This is a genomic window from Fodinicola feengrottensis (genome assembly GCF_010993775.1).
GTDB classification, from domain to species: Bacteria; Actinomycetota; Actinomycetes; order Mycobacteriales; family HKI-0501; genus Fodinicola; species Fodinicola feengrottensis.
In genome coordinates this window covers 1-13,052 of record NZ_WOTO01000057.1, presented here as the reverse complement: position 1 = coordinate 13,052, position 13,052 = coordinate 1, and the positions used below count along the sequence as shown (strand labels likewise).

At 67.1% G+C, this 13,052-nt stretch carries 13 protein-coding genes and 3 pseudogenes; 9 read left to right on the top strand and 7 right to left on the bottom strand.

Translation table 11 applies throughout. The features are described from left to right. Window positions 1-505 precede the first annotated feature (505 nt). Both GNX96_RS37955 and GNX96_RS58310 read left to right on the top strand, forming a co-directional pair. Complete coding sequence (locus GNX96_RS37955) at window positions 506-1,537, top strand: extracellular solute-binding protein (RefSeq protein ID WP_163572574.1); 1,032 nt, start codon at window positions 506-508, stop codon at window positions 1,535-1,537. A 35-nt stretch (window positions 1,538-1,572) separates the two neighbouring features. Beyond that, the gene (locus GNX96_RS58310) at window positions 1,573-1,707 is read left to right on the top strand and encodes a hypothetical protein (RefSeq protein WP_279582534.1); all 135 of its coding nucleotides are present in this window, start codon (window positions 1,573-1,575) and stop codon (window positions 1,705-1,707) included. A gap of 2 nt (window positions 1,708-1,709) precedes the next feature. On the opposite strand, the gene GNX96_RS58305 is transcribed toward GNX96_RS58310, so the two are convergent. After that, the gene (locus GNX96_RS58305; protein ID WP_279582533.1) at window positions 1,710-2,021 is read right to left on the bottom strand and encodes a hypothetical protein; all 312 of its coding nucleotides are present in this window, start codon (window positions 2,019-2,021) and stop codon (window positions 1,710-1,712) included. Further along, a complete protein-coding gene (locus tag GNX96_RS37950) occupies window positions 1,909-2,385 on the bottom strand; it encodes a TetR/AcrR family transcriptional regulator (RefSeq protein ID WP_279582532.1) in 477 nt (158 codons plus the stop codon). The genes GNX96_RS58305 and GNX96_RS37950 overlap by 113 nt, the downstream gene beginning before the upstream one ends. 104 nt (window positions 2,386-2,489) lie before the next feature. Between GNX96_RS37950 and GNX96_RS58300 the strand changes: the two genes are divergently transcribed. The 3 genes from GNX96_RS58300 to GNX96_RS37940 all read left to right on the top strand — a co-directional run bounded on the left by GNX96_RS58300 (window position 2,490) and on the right by GNX96_RS37940 (window position 4,833). Further along, window positions 2,490-3,185 carry a serine hydrolase domain-containing protein gene (locus GNX96_RS58300; RefSeq protein WP_279582531.1) on the top strand — a complete coding sequence of 232 codons (696 nt, stop codon included), beginning with the start codon at window positions 2,490-2,492 and terminating at the stop codon, window positions 3,183-3,185. Then, window positions 3,130-3,561 carry a hypothetical protein gene (locus GNX96_RS58295; protein ID WP_313885878.1) on the top strand — a complete coding sequence of 144 codons (432 nt, stop codon included), beginning with the start codon at window positions 3,130-3,132 and terminating at the stop codon, window positions 3,559-3,561. The genes GNX96_RS58300 and GNX96_RS58295 overlap by 56 nt, the downstream gene beginning before the upstream one ends. 111 nt (window positions 3,562-3,672) lie before the next feature. Beyond that, on the top strand, window positions 3,673-4,833 hold the full coding sequence (locus tag GNX96_RS37940) for a lactate 2-monooxygenase (protein WP_163572573.1): 1,161 nt from the start codon (window positions 3,673-3,675) through the stop codon (window positions 4,831-4,833). On the opposite strand, the pseudogene GNX96_RS37935 reads toward GNX96_RS37940, so the two are convergent. Both GNX96_RS37935 and GNX96_RS37930 read right to left on the bottom strand, forming a co-directional pair. After that, window positions 4,808-6,049: pseudogene (locus GNX96_RS37935) on the bottom strand (RNA polymerase sigma factor). The gene GNX96_RS37940 and the pseudogene GNX96_RS37935 overlap by 26 nt on opposite strands. Continuing rightward, window positions 6,046-6,396, bottom strand: a complete 351-nt coding sequence (locus GNX96_RS37930) for a YciI family protein (protein WP_163572572.1) — start codon at window positions 6,394-6,396, stop codon at window positions 6,046-6,048. Before GNX96_RS37930 ends, GNX96_RS37935 begins: the two are co-directional and overlap by 4 nt. A gap of 195 nt (window positions 6,397-6,591) precedes the next feature. Between GNX96_RS37930 and GNX96_RS37925 the strand changes: the two genes are divergently transcribed. Next, the gene (locus GNX96_RS37925; protein WP_163572571.1) at window positions 6,592-6,777 is read left to right on the top strand and encodes a YegP family protein; all 186 of its coding nucleotides are present in this window, start codon (window positions 6,592-6,594) and stop codon (window positions 6,775-6,777) included. A 309-nt stretch (window positions 6,778-7,086) separates the two neighbouring features. On the opposite strand, the pseudogene GNX96_RS37920 reads toward GNX96_RS37925, so the two are convergent. After that, a pseudogene (locus tag GNX96_RS37920) lies at window positions 7,087-7,580 on the bottom strand (beta-class carbonic anhydrase). A 225-nt stretch (window positions 7,581-7,805) separates the two neighbouring features. On the opposite strand from GNX96_RS37920, the gene GNX96_RS37915 reads away from it, so the two are divergent. Together GNX96_RS37915 and murJ are read left to right on the top strand one after the other, a co-directional pair. Next, complete coding sequence (locus GNX96_RS37915; protein WP_163572570.1) at window positions 7,806-8,588, top strand: lipid II flippase MurJ; 783 nt, start codon at window positions 7,806-7,808, stop codon at window positions 8,586-8,588. After that, window positions 8,570-9,748 carry a murein biosynthesis integral membrane protein MurJ gene (gene murJ, locus GNX96_RS37910; RefSeq protein WP_163572569.1) on the top strand — a complete coding sequence of 393 codons (1,179 nt, stop codon included), beginning with the start codon at window positions 8,570-8,572 and terminating at the stop codon, window positions 9,746-9,748. Before GNX96_RS37915 ends, murJ begins: the two co-directional genes overlap by 19 nt. A 33-nt stretch (window positions 9,749-9,781) precedes the next feature. On the opposite strand, the gene asnB is transcribed toward murJ, so the two are convergent. Continuing rightward, window positions 9,782-11,713 carry an asparagine synthase (glutamine-hydrolyzing) gene (asnB, locus tag GNX96_RS37905; RefSeq protein WP_279582529.1) on the bottom strand — a complete coding sequence of 644 codons (1,932 nt, stop codon included), beginning with the start codon at window positions 11,711-11,713 and terminating at the stop codon, window positions 9,782-9,784. Window positions 11,714-11,820: 107 nt separating this feature from the next. On the opposite strand from asnB, the pseudogene GNX96_RS37900 reads away from it, so the two are divergent. Then, window positions 11,821-12,485, top strand: a pseudogene (locus GNX96_RS37900) (response regulator transcription factor). On the opposite strand, the gene GNX96_RS37895 reads toward GNX96_RS37900, so the two are convergent. Beyond that, on the bottom strand, window positions 12,464-13,052 hold a 589-nt coding region (locus tag GNX96_RS37895), incomplete at its 5' end, for a sensor histidine kinase (RefSeq protein ID WP_163572567.1). The pseudogene GNX96_RS37900 and the gene GNX96_RS37895 overlap by 22 nt on opposite strands.

Here is a 13,052-nt window from a genome sequence, read left to right as displayed (position 1 = left end):
TCCGCGACCGACAGTGAGTTGCCCAAAGGTCTAAACCATCAGTCCAGCAGCGCATTCGCCCCCCGCGGCCAGCGGTGACCCGTTAGACCACTGGTCCTGTCCAGCGCACGCATCGTCGCAGAGCAGCGACGACCGCACGTTCACGGTTATGGACAACTGGTCTACCGGGAATTCTTCGCAAAGGCCATCGGGAACGGCGCTCGCACTTTCCGGATCGGGCAATCATACGGAAGCATCCGGGGCCACTGGGCGGAACCGTCGGAAAGGCGCTGTTGCATGAGGACGTACGACATCGGTGGAGTGACAGTGGACCGCCGCACGCTGATCCGGCTGGGCGGGGTCGCCGCGCTGGCCGCTGTCCCGGCCACTGGCCTGCTGTCCGGCTGCGCGTTCTCCGGCGGCGACGACGGCAACGGGTCCGCCGGCGCCGGCACTAGGAGCGCTAAAAACCCGCTCGGGGTGAAGGAGGACGCGCCGGTCGAGTTCTTCAACTTCGAAGGCGGCTATGGCAAGGACTGGCCGAAGATCGACACGACCCTCTATCGCGGCCGGTTTTCCGCGGGCGAAGGTCACCATCAACGGCGGGCAGCAGCTGAAACAGCAGCTGCAGCCACGTTTTGTCGGCGGCAACCCGCCGGACCTGACCGCCACCAACGACCTCGACCTGCCAGCGCTGGTCCAACAGGGCCAGCTGATGCCGCTCGACCAGTTGCTGCAAGCACCTTCGTTCGACACGCCCGGCAAGACCGTGGCGCAGACGCTGCTGCCCGGGGTCACGACCTTCGGGACCCTCGACGGGAAGATCTACGCGCATCCGTACGTCGACGGGATGTCCGGGATCTGGTACAGCCAGCCGCTGCTGGACCAGCACGGCTGGCAGTATCCACACACGTGGGACGAGATGATGGCGCTGTGCGCCAAAATCAAGGCCGCCGGTATTGCCCCGTGGACGTACCAGGGCAAATATCCGGGCTACATCGTCAATCCGATGCTGAACATCGCGCTCAAGGCGGCCGGCATGGAGCTGGGCCGCACGATCGACAACCTCGCCCCGAACGCGTGGAAAGACCCAGCGCTGCTGGCCACCGCGACCCGTTTCCACGAGCTCGCGGCCAAGGGTTACCTGTTGGAAGGCACCACCGGCCTCACCCACACCCAGGCGCAAACCTATTGGGCGCAACGAAAAGCTGTCTTCATTCCGTGCGGTTCGTGGCTGGAGAACGAGCTGGGCGACATCGCGCCGAAAGACCTCGGGATGACCGTTAACTCACCGCCGAGTCTGTCCGCCAACGAAAAGATGCCGTTCGAGGCCGTACAGGTGAACGTCGGCGGCGACTTCGCCGTCCCGACCAAGGCGAAAAACCCCCGCTGGGCGGCATGGAACTGCTCCGGATCATGCTTTCCAAGCAGGCGTGCGCCGATTTCACCAAACGTACGAGCGAACTCGTGGTCGTCGACGGCTACGCCGACAACCTCAGCCTGTCGTCAGCCCTCAAGTCCCGGCGTGCGGCGGTCAAGCTGGCCGGCAGCAACCTGATTTCGCTTCCGCACTACCAAACGTGGTATCCGGCGATGTCCAAGGCCATCGAGGACGCCACTTCCGCGCTGATGGGCCTGCAAATCACCCCGGCGGACTGGGTCACCCGCTGCCAGCAGGCCGCCGACACCACCGCGAAGGACTCCACTATCCACAAGTTCCACGCCTGACATCAAGAACCAGCTGATCGGGCCACCAGCCCAATCAGCTGGTTCGTCAGTCCTTCCCTTACGCCGTTGGCAAACATCTCGTCCGCCGGCGGCGCCTTCAGCTCCGCCATCACCTGAGCGACCGCGTGGGTGGGCTTCGCGTACGGCCAGAGCCCAGCGACGGTCACCACCACCGCGCCGACAAACGTCGCAGCTGCCTGCTCACTCAGCTCTGGCACCTGCGCCCGTACGAGCGCGGCGAAGCGGGCGTTGTTGACCGCTGCCCGGCGCTTGAAGCCACGGGCAAAGTCGATCGAGATGTTGCGCTCCAACACCGCGGTCATCGTGCTGATCAGCTCGCACAGCAAACGGGCACCCGACCGCCGCGTCCGCGATCGCCGACGCCAGCGCGATTTCCCGCTCGTACGCCCCAGGGCCGAAGCGGACCTGGGGCAGCGCGATTTCCAAGGCGTCCAGCCACTCTCGCTGGGTGCGGTCCAGGATCTCCAGGAAAATCGCTTCCCTGCTGTCGAAATAACGCAGCACGTTGGACTTGGCGAGGCCTACTCGCGCGCTCAGCTCACGCAGGCTGATGTCCGCGATCGGATGCTCGGTGAGCAGCTGCGCGGCCACGTCGAGAATGGCCGCCCGGCGCGCCTGAATCTGCTCCGGCCGGCGCGCCCGCTGGAAGTCCGTCACAGGTCCCAGATTATCAGACCACTGGGCTCTTGATAAGAGACCGCCGGCCCGCTAACGTCGGGTGGACCGGATTGCTCACCAGAGTGTCTGAAAGGACTTTCACTGTGACTGTACACGGAACTGTCCATAAAGGATTCGAAGCTGTCCGTGACGGTTTCACGCAAGGCCAGAAGGACGATGTCGGCGGCGCCCAGCTGGCCGTCTATCGAGGTGGGGAGCTGGTCGTCGACCTGTGGTCCGACCCGTCCCAGCCGGGCGATCGGCCGTTCGACGGTGACACTCTGCACGTACTGATGTCCTGCACCAAGGGCTTCACCGCCACGGTCGCCCACCTGCTCAGCGAGCGCGGCCTGCTCGACTTCCAGGCGCCGGTGGCGAAATACTGGCCGGAATTCGCGGCGAGCGGTAAGCGGGACGTCACCGTACGACAGCTGATGAACCACAGTGCCGGCCTTTTCGGCTTCACTCCGTCGGCTGGCATGGACGGACAAGGATTGCTGGACTGGGATCTGTGCACCAGCACATTGGCCGAAATGGCGCCCTTGTGGGAACCGGGCACGGCTTTCATGTATCACATGGTCACGTACGGATATCTGGTCGGTGAGGTTATCCGCCGCGTCGCTGGAAAAACCGTCGGTCGCGTCTTCGCCGACGAGATCGCCGGCCCCGCTTGGCCTGGACATCTGGATTGGCCTGCCCGAGTCCGAGGAAGACCGGGTGGCGACCCATTTCAGCACCTTGCCGGTGGTCAGCCTCGACCAGCTCAGCGAGTTGATGCGCAGCGCGGGCGTCGACGTTGAGCACCCCATCGCCCGTACGCAGCTGAGCAATTTCACGTCTTTGGCCCAAGGGCTGGCCATCATCAACGAACGTGCCGGTCACGCCGCCGAAGTGCCGGCCGCCAACGGCATCGGCAATGCCCGCTCCATCGCCCGGCTTTACGCGGCCCACCTCGGCGAGGTCGACGGTTTCCGCGTCCTGCGGCCGGAAACCATCGAGGCCGCCCGCATTCCGCTGACCGACAACCTCTCCGCACCACCGCCGCTGGACGTTCTTCCCGCCGACTATCCGCTGCGCTTTGGCCTCGGTTACGAGTTGTCCCGTGCCGGCAACGTGATGCTCGGCGAAACCAGCTTCGGGCATGCCGGCGCCGGCGGCCGGCTCGCCCTTTGCTGACGTGGCCAGTGGCATGTCGGTCGGCTACACCTGCACCAACATGGCCTGGGATGCACAGCGCGGCCCGGATGCCCGCTGGCTCCCCTGGATCAGCGCCCTCGGGAGCGTGGGATGACCGACCGGGCCGGTTTTCAGTACGAGATCTACGCAACCGGGCTGTTCAGCGGGGCGGTCCCCCAGCTGCCCACCGACTTGAGCCAACTGGAGGCGGCGGTCGCCGCCCATCTCGCTCCCGGCCCGTACGGATATGTCGCCGGCTCCGCGGGCGACGGCAAGACAGCCGCGGCGAACCGCCGCGCATTGGACCGGTACGAGATTGTCCCGCGAATGCTACGAGACGTCGGCAGCCGAGACCTTTCCACCGAACTTTTCGGGAAGAAGCTGTCCAGTCCACTGGCCCTCGCGCCCATCGGCGTACAGTCCATCGTCCATCCCGACGCCGAGACAGCCGCCGCGAAAGCCGCCGCCGCCCAACAGGTGCCATTCGTGCTTTCGTCAGCGTCCAGTACGCCCATGGAGCAGGTCGCCGAGGCAATGGGCGACGCGGAGCGATGGTTTCAGCTCTACTGGCCAAAAGATCCCGAGGTGACCAAAAGTTTCCTCAAGCGGGCCAAAGACTCGGGTTACCGCGTGCTCGTCGTCACCCTGGACACCTTCATCCTGGCCTGGCGCCCGCGCGACCTCGACCAAGCCTACTTGCCCTTCTTGCGTGGCGTGGGAACGGCGAACTATTTCAGCGACCCGGCTTTCCAAGCTGGGCTGGACAAACCCGTCGAGGAAGACCCGCAGGCAGCGGTCGGACATTTCATCCAGATGTTCAACGATCCCACCAAGACCTGGGAGAATCTGCCCTTCCTGCGGGAAAACTGGGATGGCCCCATCGTGCTGAAGGGCATCCAACATCCCGACGACGCCCGGCTCGCCGCCGACGCCGGCATGGACGGCATCGTCGTCTCCAACCACGGCGGCCGCCAGGTCAACGGCGCGATCGGTTCCGTCGACGCACTTCCCGGCATCGTCGACGCCGTCGGGGATCACCTGGAGATCCTCTTCGACAGCGGCATTCGTACCGGCGATGACATCGCCAAGGCCCTCGCACTGGGCGCCCGCGGAGTTCTGTTGGGCCGTCCGTACGTTTACGGACTCGCCCTGGACGGCCAAGTCGGCGTCGAACACGTCATCCGCTGCATCCTGGCCGAGTTCGAGCTGACCCTGGCCCTGTCCGGCCACTCGACCCCCAGTTCCCTCACCCGCTCCGACCTCCGGGGCTGAGGGTGACGAGTCGCCGGCGCAGGTGATCGGCCTGCGGTTCGTTCAGCTCCAACGCGAGCGCCCGCTCGTACGCGTCGGCGGCCTCGGTGCGGCGGTCGAGGCGACGCAGCAATTCGGCTCGGGTCGCATGCCACCACGGGTACGCCGCCAGGCCGCTGATTTCGTCCACAATGGACAGTCCGGCGGCCGGCCCGTCCCGCTCCGCTCACTGATCGCCGCCGCGCGGTTCAAACCGGACGACCGGCGTGTCATTTACGGACAGCAACACGTCATACCAGGAGACGACCGACTCCCAGCTGGTCTCGGCATAGCTTGGTGCGAGCGCGTGACAGGCGGCGATGGCGGCCTGCACGACATAGCTGTCGGGACGGTCCGGCGTACGCCGCAGCGCCACGCCGATCAGCTGCACGCCTTCCTTGATCGCGCCGGGATTCCAGCGCGACCGGTCCTGGTCGGGCAGCAGGATCAGGTCGCCGGACGGTCCGACCCGCGCGTCGCGGCGGGCGTTCTGCAGCAGCATCAAGGCCAGCAGCCCGAGGACCGTCGGCTCGTCGGGCATCAGCTCGGCCAGCAGCCGGCCGAGCCGGATCGCCTCGGCCGCCAGCTCGGTACGTACCAGCGCGGCACCTCCACCGGCCGCGTAGCCCTCGTTGAAGATCAGGTAGACGGTCGCCGCGACGCCGGACAGCCGGCTGGGCAGCTCGGCCGGCTCCGGCACCCGGTACGGGATGGCGGCCTGCCGGATCTTCTGCTTGGCCCGGGTCAGCCGCTTGGCCATCGTCGCCTCGGGCACCAGCAGGCCGCGGGCGACCTCGCCGGTGGACAGTCCGCCCAGCGTGCGCAGGGCAAGCGCGACCTGGGCCTCCAGCGACAGGGCCGGGTGGCAGCAGGTGAAGACCAGCCGCAGAAGATCGTCGTGGATAGTCTCCGCCGACTCGTCCTGCGGATCAGTCGTCCAGTCCATCGCCGCCGCCTCCTTGCCGGCGCGCCGGGCCTCTCGACGGATCACGTCGACGGCCCGGCGCTTGGCGGTCACCAGCAGCCACGCGCGCGGGTTGTCCGGCGTGCCATCGCGCGGCCAGGTCTCCAGCGCGCGAACGACCGCGTCCTGGGTGGCGTCCTGGGCGAGGTCGACGTTGCCGGTGACCCGGATCAGCGTCGCGAGTACGCGCGTACCCTCCTCGCGAACCAGCCGCGCGACGGCGTCCAATCTCAGGCCGGGAACTGGATGACTGGACGCACCTCGACGGCGCCGTCCCAGGCCGCCGGAAGGCCAGCGGACATCTTCACCGCCTCGTCCAGGTCGGCGCATTCCAGCAGGTAGAAGCCGGTCAGCGCCTCTTTGGTCTCGGCGTACGGCCCGTCGCTGGTGACCACGTCACCGCCTTTGCCGCCGGACACCCGGACAGTGGTCGCGGTAGCCGTCGGATAGAGCGCCTGTCCGCCCCGGATCACCGCGGCGGCGGACTTGGCGAAGTCCTCGTATCCCTGCAGATCGCCGGCTTGCTCAGGCGCCGTCCAGTCGACGTCACGGGTGTAGGTGAGTGCCACGTACAGAGGCATGTCGCTCCTTGGTAGGTCCGCCGCCGGCGCCGATCGCCGGCATTCAGATTAAGGACGAACGGCCTCCGCCGCGAAGGACATCTTGGATGGCTCAGTTTTCGACGCGCACCAAGCGCTTGGGGTCAAATCCTGCTACAGCGTGTCATGCGCGAGTACTGTCTTGCCGTCGGATCGCCTCACACCAAGGAGCTGGACATGGCGGGCAAATTCGAGATCTACGAGGACGCGGCGGGCAAGTTCCGGTTCCGGCTGAAGTCCAGCAACGGCCAGATCGTGGCCACCGGCGAGGCGTACGAGAGCCACGCCGCGGTCGTCAACGGCGTCGAAGCCGTCCAGCGGGCCGCCGACGGCGCGTCGGTGGACGACCAGACCAAGAAGTAGCGAACATCGCTGCTGGTCTTCAGGTGGGCTAGGTAGTGTCTGGTTATTCCGGGGGGATGAGAGTCGAGATCCAGAAGTTGGCTGCTGGTGCCGTGGGGAAGCCTTCATAGCAGCGCTATGGGGGCTTTCCCACGGTGCCTGCAGGCGGCTTCTGGGCTCGGCTATCGCCCGGCGGAATAACCAGACACTGCCTAGGCGCTGATCCTGTCGCGGGGCGTGCGTTCTTGCTGTTGGTCATGGGCGAATCCCGCACTTTGCTCGGGGGAAGTGCGGGATTTCCCATGATCAACGAGGTTGACAGAAAACGGCCTAAGAAACGACCTCGATAAGTTTCCCAGTGGCCACGTCGAAAACGAACCCTCGGACGCTCTCGGTGTGCGGGATAAACGGGCTGGCCTTGATGCGGGCGATGGACTGCTGTACGTCCTCGTCCAGGTCCGGGAACGCTTCCGCCGCCCAGGTCGGCTTGATGCCGGTTTCTTCCTGGATGGAGCGGCGGAAAAACCGTCGTCGGTGAAGGTGAGCATGCCGCAGTCGGTGTGGTGGATGAGGATGATCTCGGTGGTGCCCAGCAGCCGCTGGCTGATCGCGAGGGAGCGGATCTCGTCATCGGTGACGACGCCGCCGGCGTTGCGGATCACGTGGGCTTCGCCTTCGGCGAGCCCGAGGATGCCGTAGACGTTCAGACGGGCGTCCATGCAGGCCACCACCGCGACGCCCTTGGCTGGCGGCAGCGGCAGCGGGCCGGTGAAGCTCGCCGCGTAACGGGCGTTGTTCTCCAGATACTCATCCGTCACGGACATGATGTTTCTCCCGCCAGAGGGGTGGACAGCGACGACCGGAGCATGCGGCAAGGTATGCGCATGTGGTGATATCCCGGCCTTCCTCCTTGGTAGTGACGAAGTGTTTCCGGAAGGTTGCCACCGCCGGGCGAGGCATCGGGGGCTGGTGGCCGAACGGTACTATGAGCTGGGCGTACCCAAGCGGCAACTGGCGGAGAAGGTGTACGAAGTCGTAAGTCAGCTGGCGTGAGGCACAGTTCCCCGGACGACGCCGACGAGCCGACCCCAGGCCGTCAACCGGACGACACCGGTCGGTGGCGGCGTCGGCGCGGCAGCGGTCGAGCCGTCGGTACGGCCAAGGTCGGCGAGTCGGTCGGCGCCGTCTACGTGTCCTCATGGGTAAGGGCCGGCGAGAACGCCAGCGAGGCCGATGTCGGCGCCATCCCGGTGATCTCGATCGTGGAGATCCCGCAGCTGATGAGCGGCGGCCTCGACCAGACCGGCCTGCTCGACCTCGGTGGCCCGATCCCGGCGCTGGACGAACCGCAGGAGAAGGAAGATCGCGGCGCGGCCGGGGTGGCCAAGAACTCCGCGATCATGGCCCTGGGCACCATCGCGTCCAGGGCGACCGGCCTGCTCCGGCAGGTCATCATCACCGCCGCGGTCGGCTCGGCGGCGGTGTCCAATGCGTACACGTACGCGAACAACCTGCCGAACCAGGTGTACGAACTGCTGCTCGGTGGCGTGCTCGCCAGCGTGGTGGTGCCGTTGCTGGTCAAGGCGCAGAAAAACGACCCGGACAAGGGCGAGGCGTTCATCCAGCGGCTGCTGACGCTGACGATCGTGCTCTTCACCGCGATCACCGCGGTCGCCGTGGCGGCGGCGCCGCTGCTGACTGACCGACATCGTCACTCCGGACAAATTCCGTGCGGTGCCGGGAAACGCGTCGCTGACGACCAGCCTCGCGGCGCTGATCCTGATCGAAAATCCTGTTCTACGCCATCGCCGCCGTGCTCGGCGCGGTGCTGAACAGCCGCGGCAAATTCGCCGCACCGGCCTGGGTGCCCGTGCTCAACAACGTCGTGGTGATCGGCACCGCGGCGGTTTTCGCCGTCATGCACGGCGGCGGAGCCCTGACGATCTCGTCCCTCACGGTGCCGGAAATCGTCGTCCTGGGCGCCGGCACCTCGCTCGGCATCGCCGTGCAGGCGGTGGCGCTGTGGATTCCGATGCGCCGGCTCGGATTCCGCTGGAAATGGCGCTGGGACTGGCGCGGCACCGGCCTCGGCGAGACCCGGTCGATGGCCGGCTGGCTGATGTTGTACGTGGTGTTCAGCCAGATCGGGCTGACCATGATCCTGCGCGCCGCCGCCGGCAGTGGCAGCGCGGATGTCGGCTCGACGGTCTACAACAACGCGTTCATTCTTTTCACGTTGCCGCACGGCCTGGTCGCGGTCAGCGTCATCACCGCGCTGCTGCCCAGAATGAGCCGCGCGGCGGTGGAGGGCCGGCTGGCGGACATCACCGACGACCTGTCACTGGGCACCCGACTGTCCTCCACCCTGCTGGTCCCGGCGACCGCGGTCGCGCTGTTTTTTGGCCCAGCGGTGGGCGTCCTGCTCTACGCGCACGGACACACCACGGTGGCGCAGGCCCAGCTGACCGGGCAGGTGTTCGCGATCGCCGCCATTGGCCTCGTCCCGTACGCGATCAGTCAGATCCAGACGTTCGTGCTCTACGCCATGCGGGACGCCAAAACCGCGGCGCTGATCAACATCCCGGTGGTGCTCGTACGAGTCGTCGGCGTGCTGGTGCTGCCGCTGTTCAACGTGGGCGGCTTTTTGTTGCAGGCACTCATGATCATCAGCACTTTGTCGTACGTGCTGGCGATGGTTCTCGGCGCGGTCATCCTGCGCCGCCGGCTCGGCCCGCTGCAGCTGCGCCGGACTTTTTCGGCGGTCGGCCGGATCGTGCTAGCCACCGCACCGGCGGCCGCGCTCGCGGTCGGCGTGCAGTGGCTGGTCAGCTCCGCGTTGCCGGCCACCATGCCGGAGTGGATCGCGGCCGGGATAGCACTGTTGCCAGCGCTGGCTGTCGGCGGCGCGGCCTACGTCGGATTCGCCTTTCTGTTGCGGGTACGGGAAATCCGCGAGGTGATCGCGCAGGTGCGCCGCCGAGTCGGCCGTTAGAGGGCTTTGGACGACGAAGTCGTCTTGAGCCCTCTAACTCGCCGCCAACAGGGCCGGCCGGATAGGTACGTCCACCTGCACCGGGTCGATGAACTCGCGCATCCACAGCTCCAGGTTGAAAAGCCGCCAGAACGCCATCGTGTCCACTGTGGACCGACCGCGGATGAACTGCCGGAAGGCCTGCTGGGTAGCGGCCTGGTCGAAGTACGGCCGGGAGCCGAACGAAGCCGACGAGAAGACCTCCAGCACCGGCCCGGTCATCTTCCGGAACCAGGCGTCCTCCGGAGTGGTGAAACCGATCTTCTTCCGGCGCCGGTTCACCACCGACGGCAGCAGCCCGGCGGTGGCCTCGCGGAGCGCCCGCTTGTTCCGGCCCGCGTGCACAATCGCGGTGTCATCGAGGCTCCACAGCGTCCGCAGCAGCTCGGTGGTCAGGAACGGCACCCGGCCCTCCAGCGAGAACCGCATGGTGTTGCGGTCTTCGTAGCGAAGCAGCGCCGGCAGGCTGTGCCGGAACAGGTCGTCCTCCAGCCGCACCTTCAGGTCGTCGGTGACGATGTCCATCCGCTCGTCGGCGTGCCGGCCGACGAAGTCGTGGGACAGCAGGTCGGTCACAGTACGGCCGGTCCGCATCAGCACCTTGTCGGCCACCTTCGTCCGCCCCAGCCCCCACAGCAGGCCGCTCACCGAGGCCAGCTCGGCCGCGGTGGCCGCGGTCCGGCCGGCCCGCCGCAGCTGCCGGGCGTGCACCAGGTAGTAGGGGATATAGCCGGCCATCATCTCGTCGGCGCCCTGCCCGTCCAGCATCACCGTGACGTGCTGGCTGGCCTCTTTCATCACGCAGTACTGCGCGTACGGGCCGGTGGAGATGACCGGTTCTTCCTGACTACGGACGAAATCCGGCAGGTCGACCAGGAAGTCGCGGACCGACGGCTCGATCTTGTGCACGCGTACGGACGGGAGGCTCGCGGCCACCGCGTCGACGTACCGCTCCTCGTCGTTGGTCTCGCCCGGGAACACCGCCGAGAACGTCTGCTGCTGATGGCCGATCGCGCTGGTCTCGCTGTCCTGCCCAGCCAGCAGCTCGCTGACCGTGGCGGCCACCGTCGACGAGTCGAGCCCACCGGACAGCGCGGTGCCGACCGGTACATCGCTGACCAGCCGACTGCGGATCGACGAGCGCAGCGCGTCGGCGAACCGCTGGCGCGCCGCGTCGTCGTACGGCCGCGGGGTCCGCGCCAGCGACCGGAGGTCGGCATAGAGGCTGGTGTACGTCCGCCGGCTGACCCGGCCGGCCGCCGGGCTGATCACCGCCAACTCGCCCGGCATCAGCCGGCTGATGCCGGCGAAGAAGGTGCGCTGGGTGTCGTCGTGCACGCGGAACTGCAGGTAGCGGTAGACCGTCGTGTCGTCCGGCCGCGCCTGGATCAGGCCGGTGGCCAGGATCGGGCGGATCTCACTGCTGAAGAAGACCCGGCCAGCGCCGTCCTCAGCGAGATAGAGCGGCTTGATGCCGAACTGGTCGCGGACCAGCGTCATCTGTCCGGTCACGGTGTCCGCGATGGCGAGCGCGAACATGCCGTCGAACCGGTCGAAAGCCGCCTCGCCCCACTCGATCCAGGCGGCCAGCACGACTTCGGTGTCGCTGGCGCTGGAAAACGTGTGCCCGGCCGCCACCAGCTCGCCCCGCAACTCCCGGTAGTTATAGACCTCACCGTTGTACGCCAGCACGTACCGGCCATCTTGCGAGCGCATCGGCTGCGCGCCGCCGGCCCGGTCGATCACCGCGAGGCGGCGGTGCGTAAGGCCCAGGCCGGCCTGCACGAAAGTGCCATCCCCGTCCGGCCCGCGGTGCACCTGGGCCCGTGACATCCGCCCCAACAAAGCCATTCCGTGCGACGAATCCACCCCGATATATCCCGCTAATCCGCACATATATATCCAACTTCCCAGCTCAGCTGTCACCATTGACCTGCCGAGGAGACCTCTTGGAACCTGAACCTGCGCTGAACGTCTTCAGCGTGCGTTCAGCCAAGGCCAGCGACACTGGGGCCTCACGGGGAGGAGCGGGCGTGCGAGTGCTGGTCGTTGAGGACGAGGTCCGGTTGGCCGAGACGGTCCGTCGAGGCCTGGTCGCGGACGGTTTCGCCGTCGACGTCGAGTCGAGCACGACGGGACAAGCGGGCTCTGGGCGGCGACCGAGGTCGCGTACGACGTGATCGTGCTCGACATCATGCTGCCCGGAATGAATGGCTACCGGGTGTGCCAGCAGCTGCGGGCCGCCGACGTGTGGACGCCGGTGCTGATGCTGACCGCCAAGGACGGCGAGTACGACCAGGCGGACGCCTTCGACCTCGGCGCCGACGACTACCTGACCAAGCCGTTCAGCTTTGTGGTGCTCACCGCACGGCTGCGAGCGCTCGTCCGTCGCGGCGGACCGGTCCGGCCGGTCCTGCTGACGGTCGGCGACCTCGTACTGGACCCGGCCCGCCGGCGGGTCGAGCGGGCTGGTGCGGAGGTCCAGCTGACCGCCCGCGAGTTCAGCGTGCTGGAGTTCCTGATGCGCAACCGCGGCGATGTGGTCACCAAGTCCGAGATCCTGGAGAAGGTCTGGGACGCCAACTTCGACGGAGACCCGAACATCGTCGAGGTCTACATCGGCTATCTGCGGCGAAAACTGGACCAGACCCGGATCGAGACCATCCGGGGCGCCGGCTACCGGCTCGCGGACGCCTGACCGTCCGCCTCCAACGGCAGGCGGACCTCCACGGCTGTGCCCCGCTCGGGGTTCAACATCTGGACGGTCCCGCCATGGGCGGCGACCACCTCTCGTACGATCGCGAGTCCCAGCCCGCTGCCGCCGTCCAGCCGCGTCCGGCTCTCGTCCAACCGTACGAACCGTTCGAAGACCTGGTCGCGGTCCTCCGCCGGGATGCCCGGCCCATCATCGCGAACCTGCAGATACGCGTTGCCTCCCAGCGACCAGAGGCGCAGCTCGACGGACGCGTCGGCATACCGCTCGGCGTTGTCGGTCAGGTTGCGCAGCACCTGGCCAAGCTGGTGCCGGTCGCCACGGACCCGGACCGCGGCGACCTGCGCGGTGACCCGTACCCGCGAGTTGGTGGCCAGCCGGCGACGCTCGGCGTCGACCAGGTCGTCGAGGTCGACGTCCTCGATGTCCAGCCGCAGGCCGCGCTCGTCCACCCTGGCCAACAGCAGCAGGGCGGAGGTTAGCCGATCCAGCCTCACGGTCTCGTCGTAGAGCATGTCGACCACCTCCGCGTCGGAGGCTACTCGTACGGCG

Coding starts and splice junctions, on each gene's coding strand:
- GNX96_RS37925 (WP_163572571.1), top strand. CDS start 6,592: ATGGCGGGCAAATTCGAGATCTACGAGGACGCGGCGGGCAAGTTCCGG.
- GNX96_RS37940 (WP_163572573.1), top strand. CDS start 3,673: ATGACCGACCGGGCCGGTTTTCAGTACGAGATCTACGCAACCGGGCTG.
- GNX96_RS37955 (WP_163572574.1), top strand. CDS start 506: ATGGCAAGGACTGGCCGAAGATCGACACGACCCTCTATCGCGGCCGGT.
- GNX96_RS37930 (WP_163572572.1), bottom strand. CDS start 6,396: ATGCCTCTGTACGTGGCACTCACCTACACCCGTGACGTCGACTGGACG.
- GNX96_RS58310 (WP_279582534.1), top strand. CDS start 1,573: ATGTCCAAGGCCATCGAGGACGCCACTTCCGCGCTGATGGGCCTGCAA.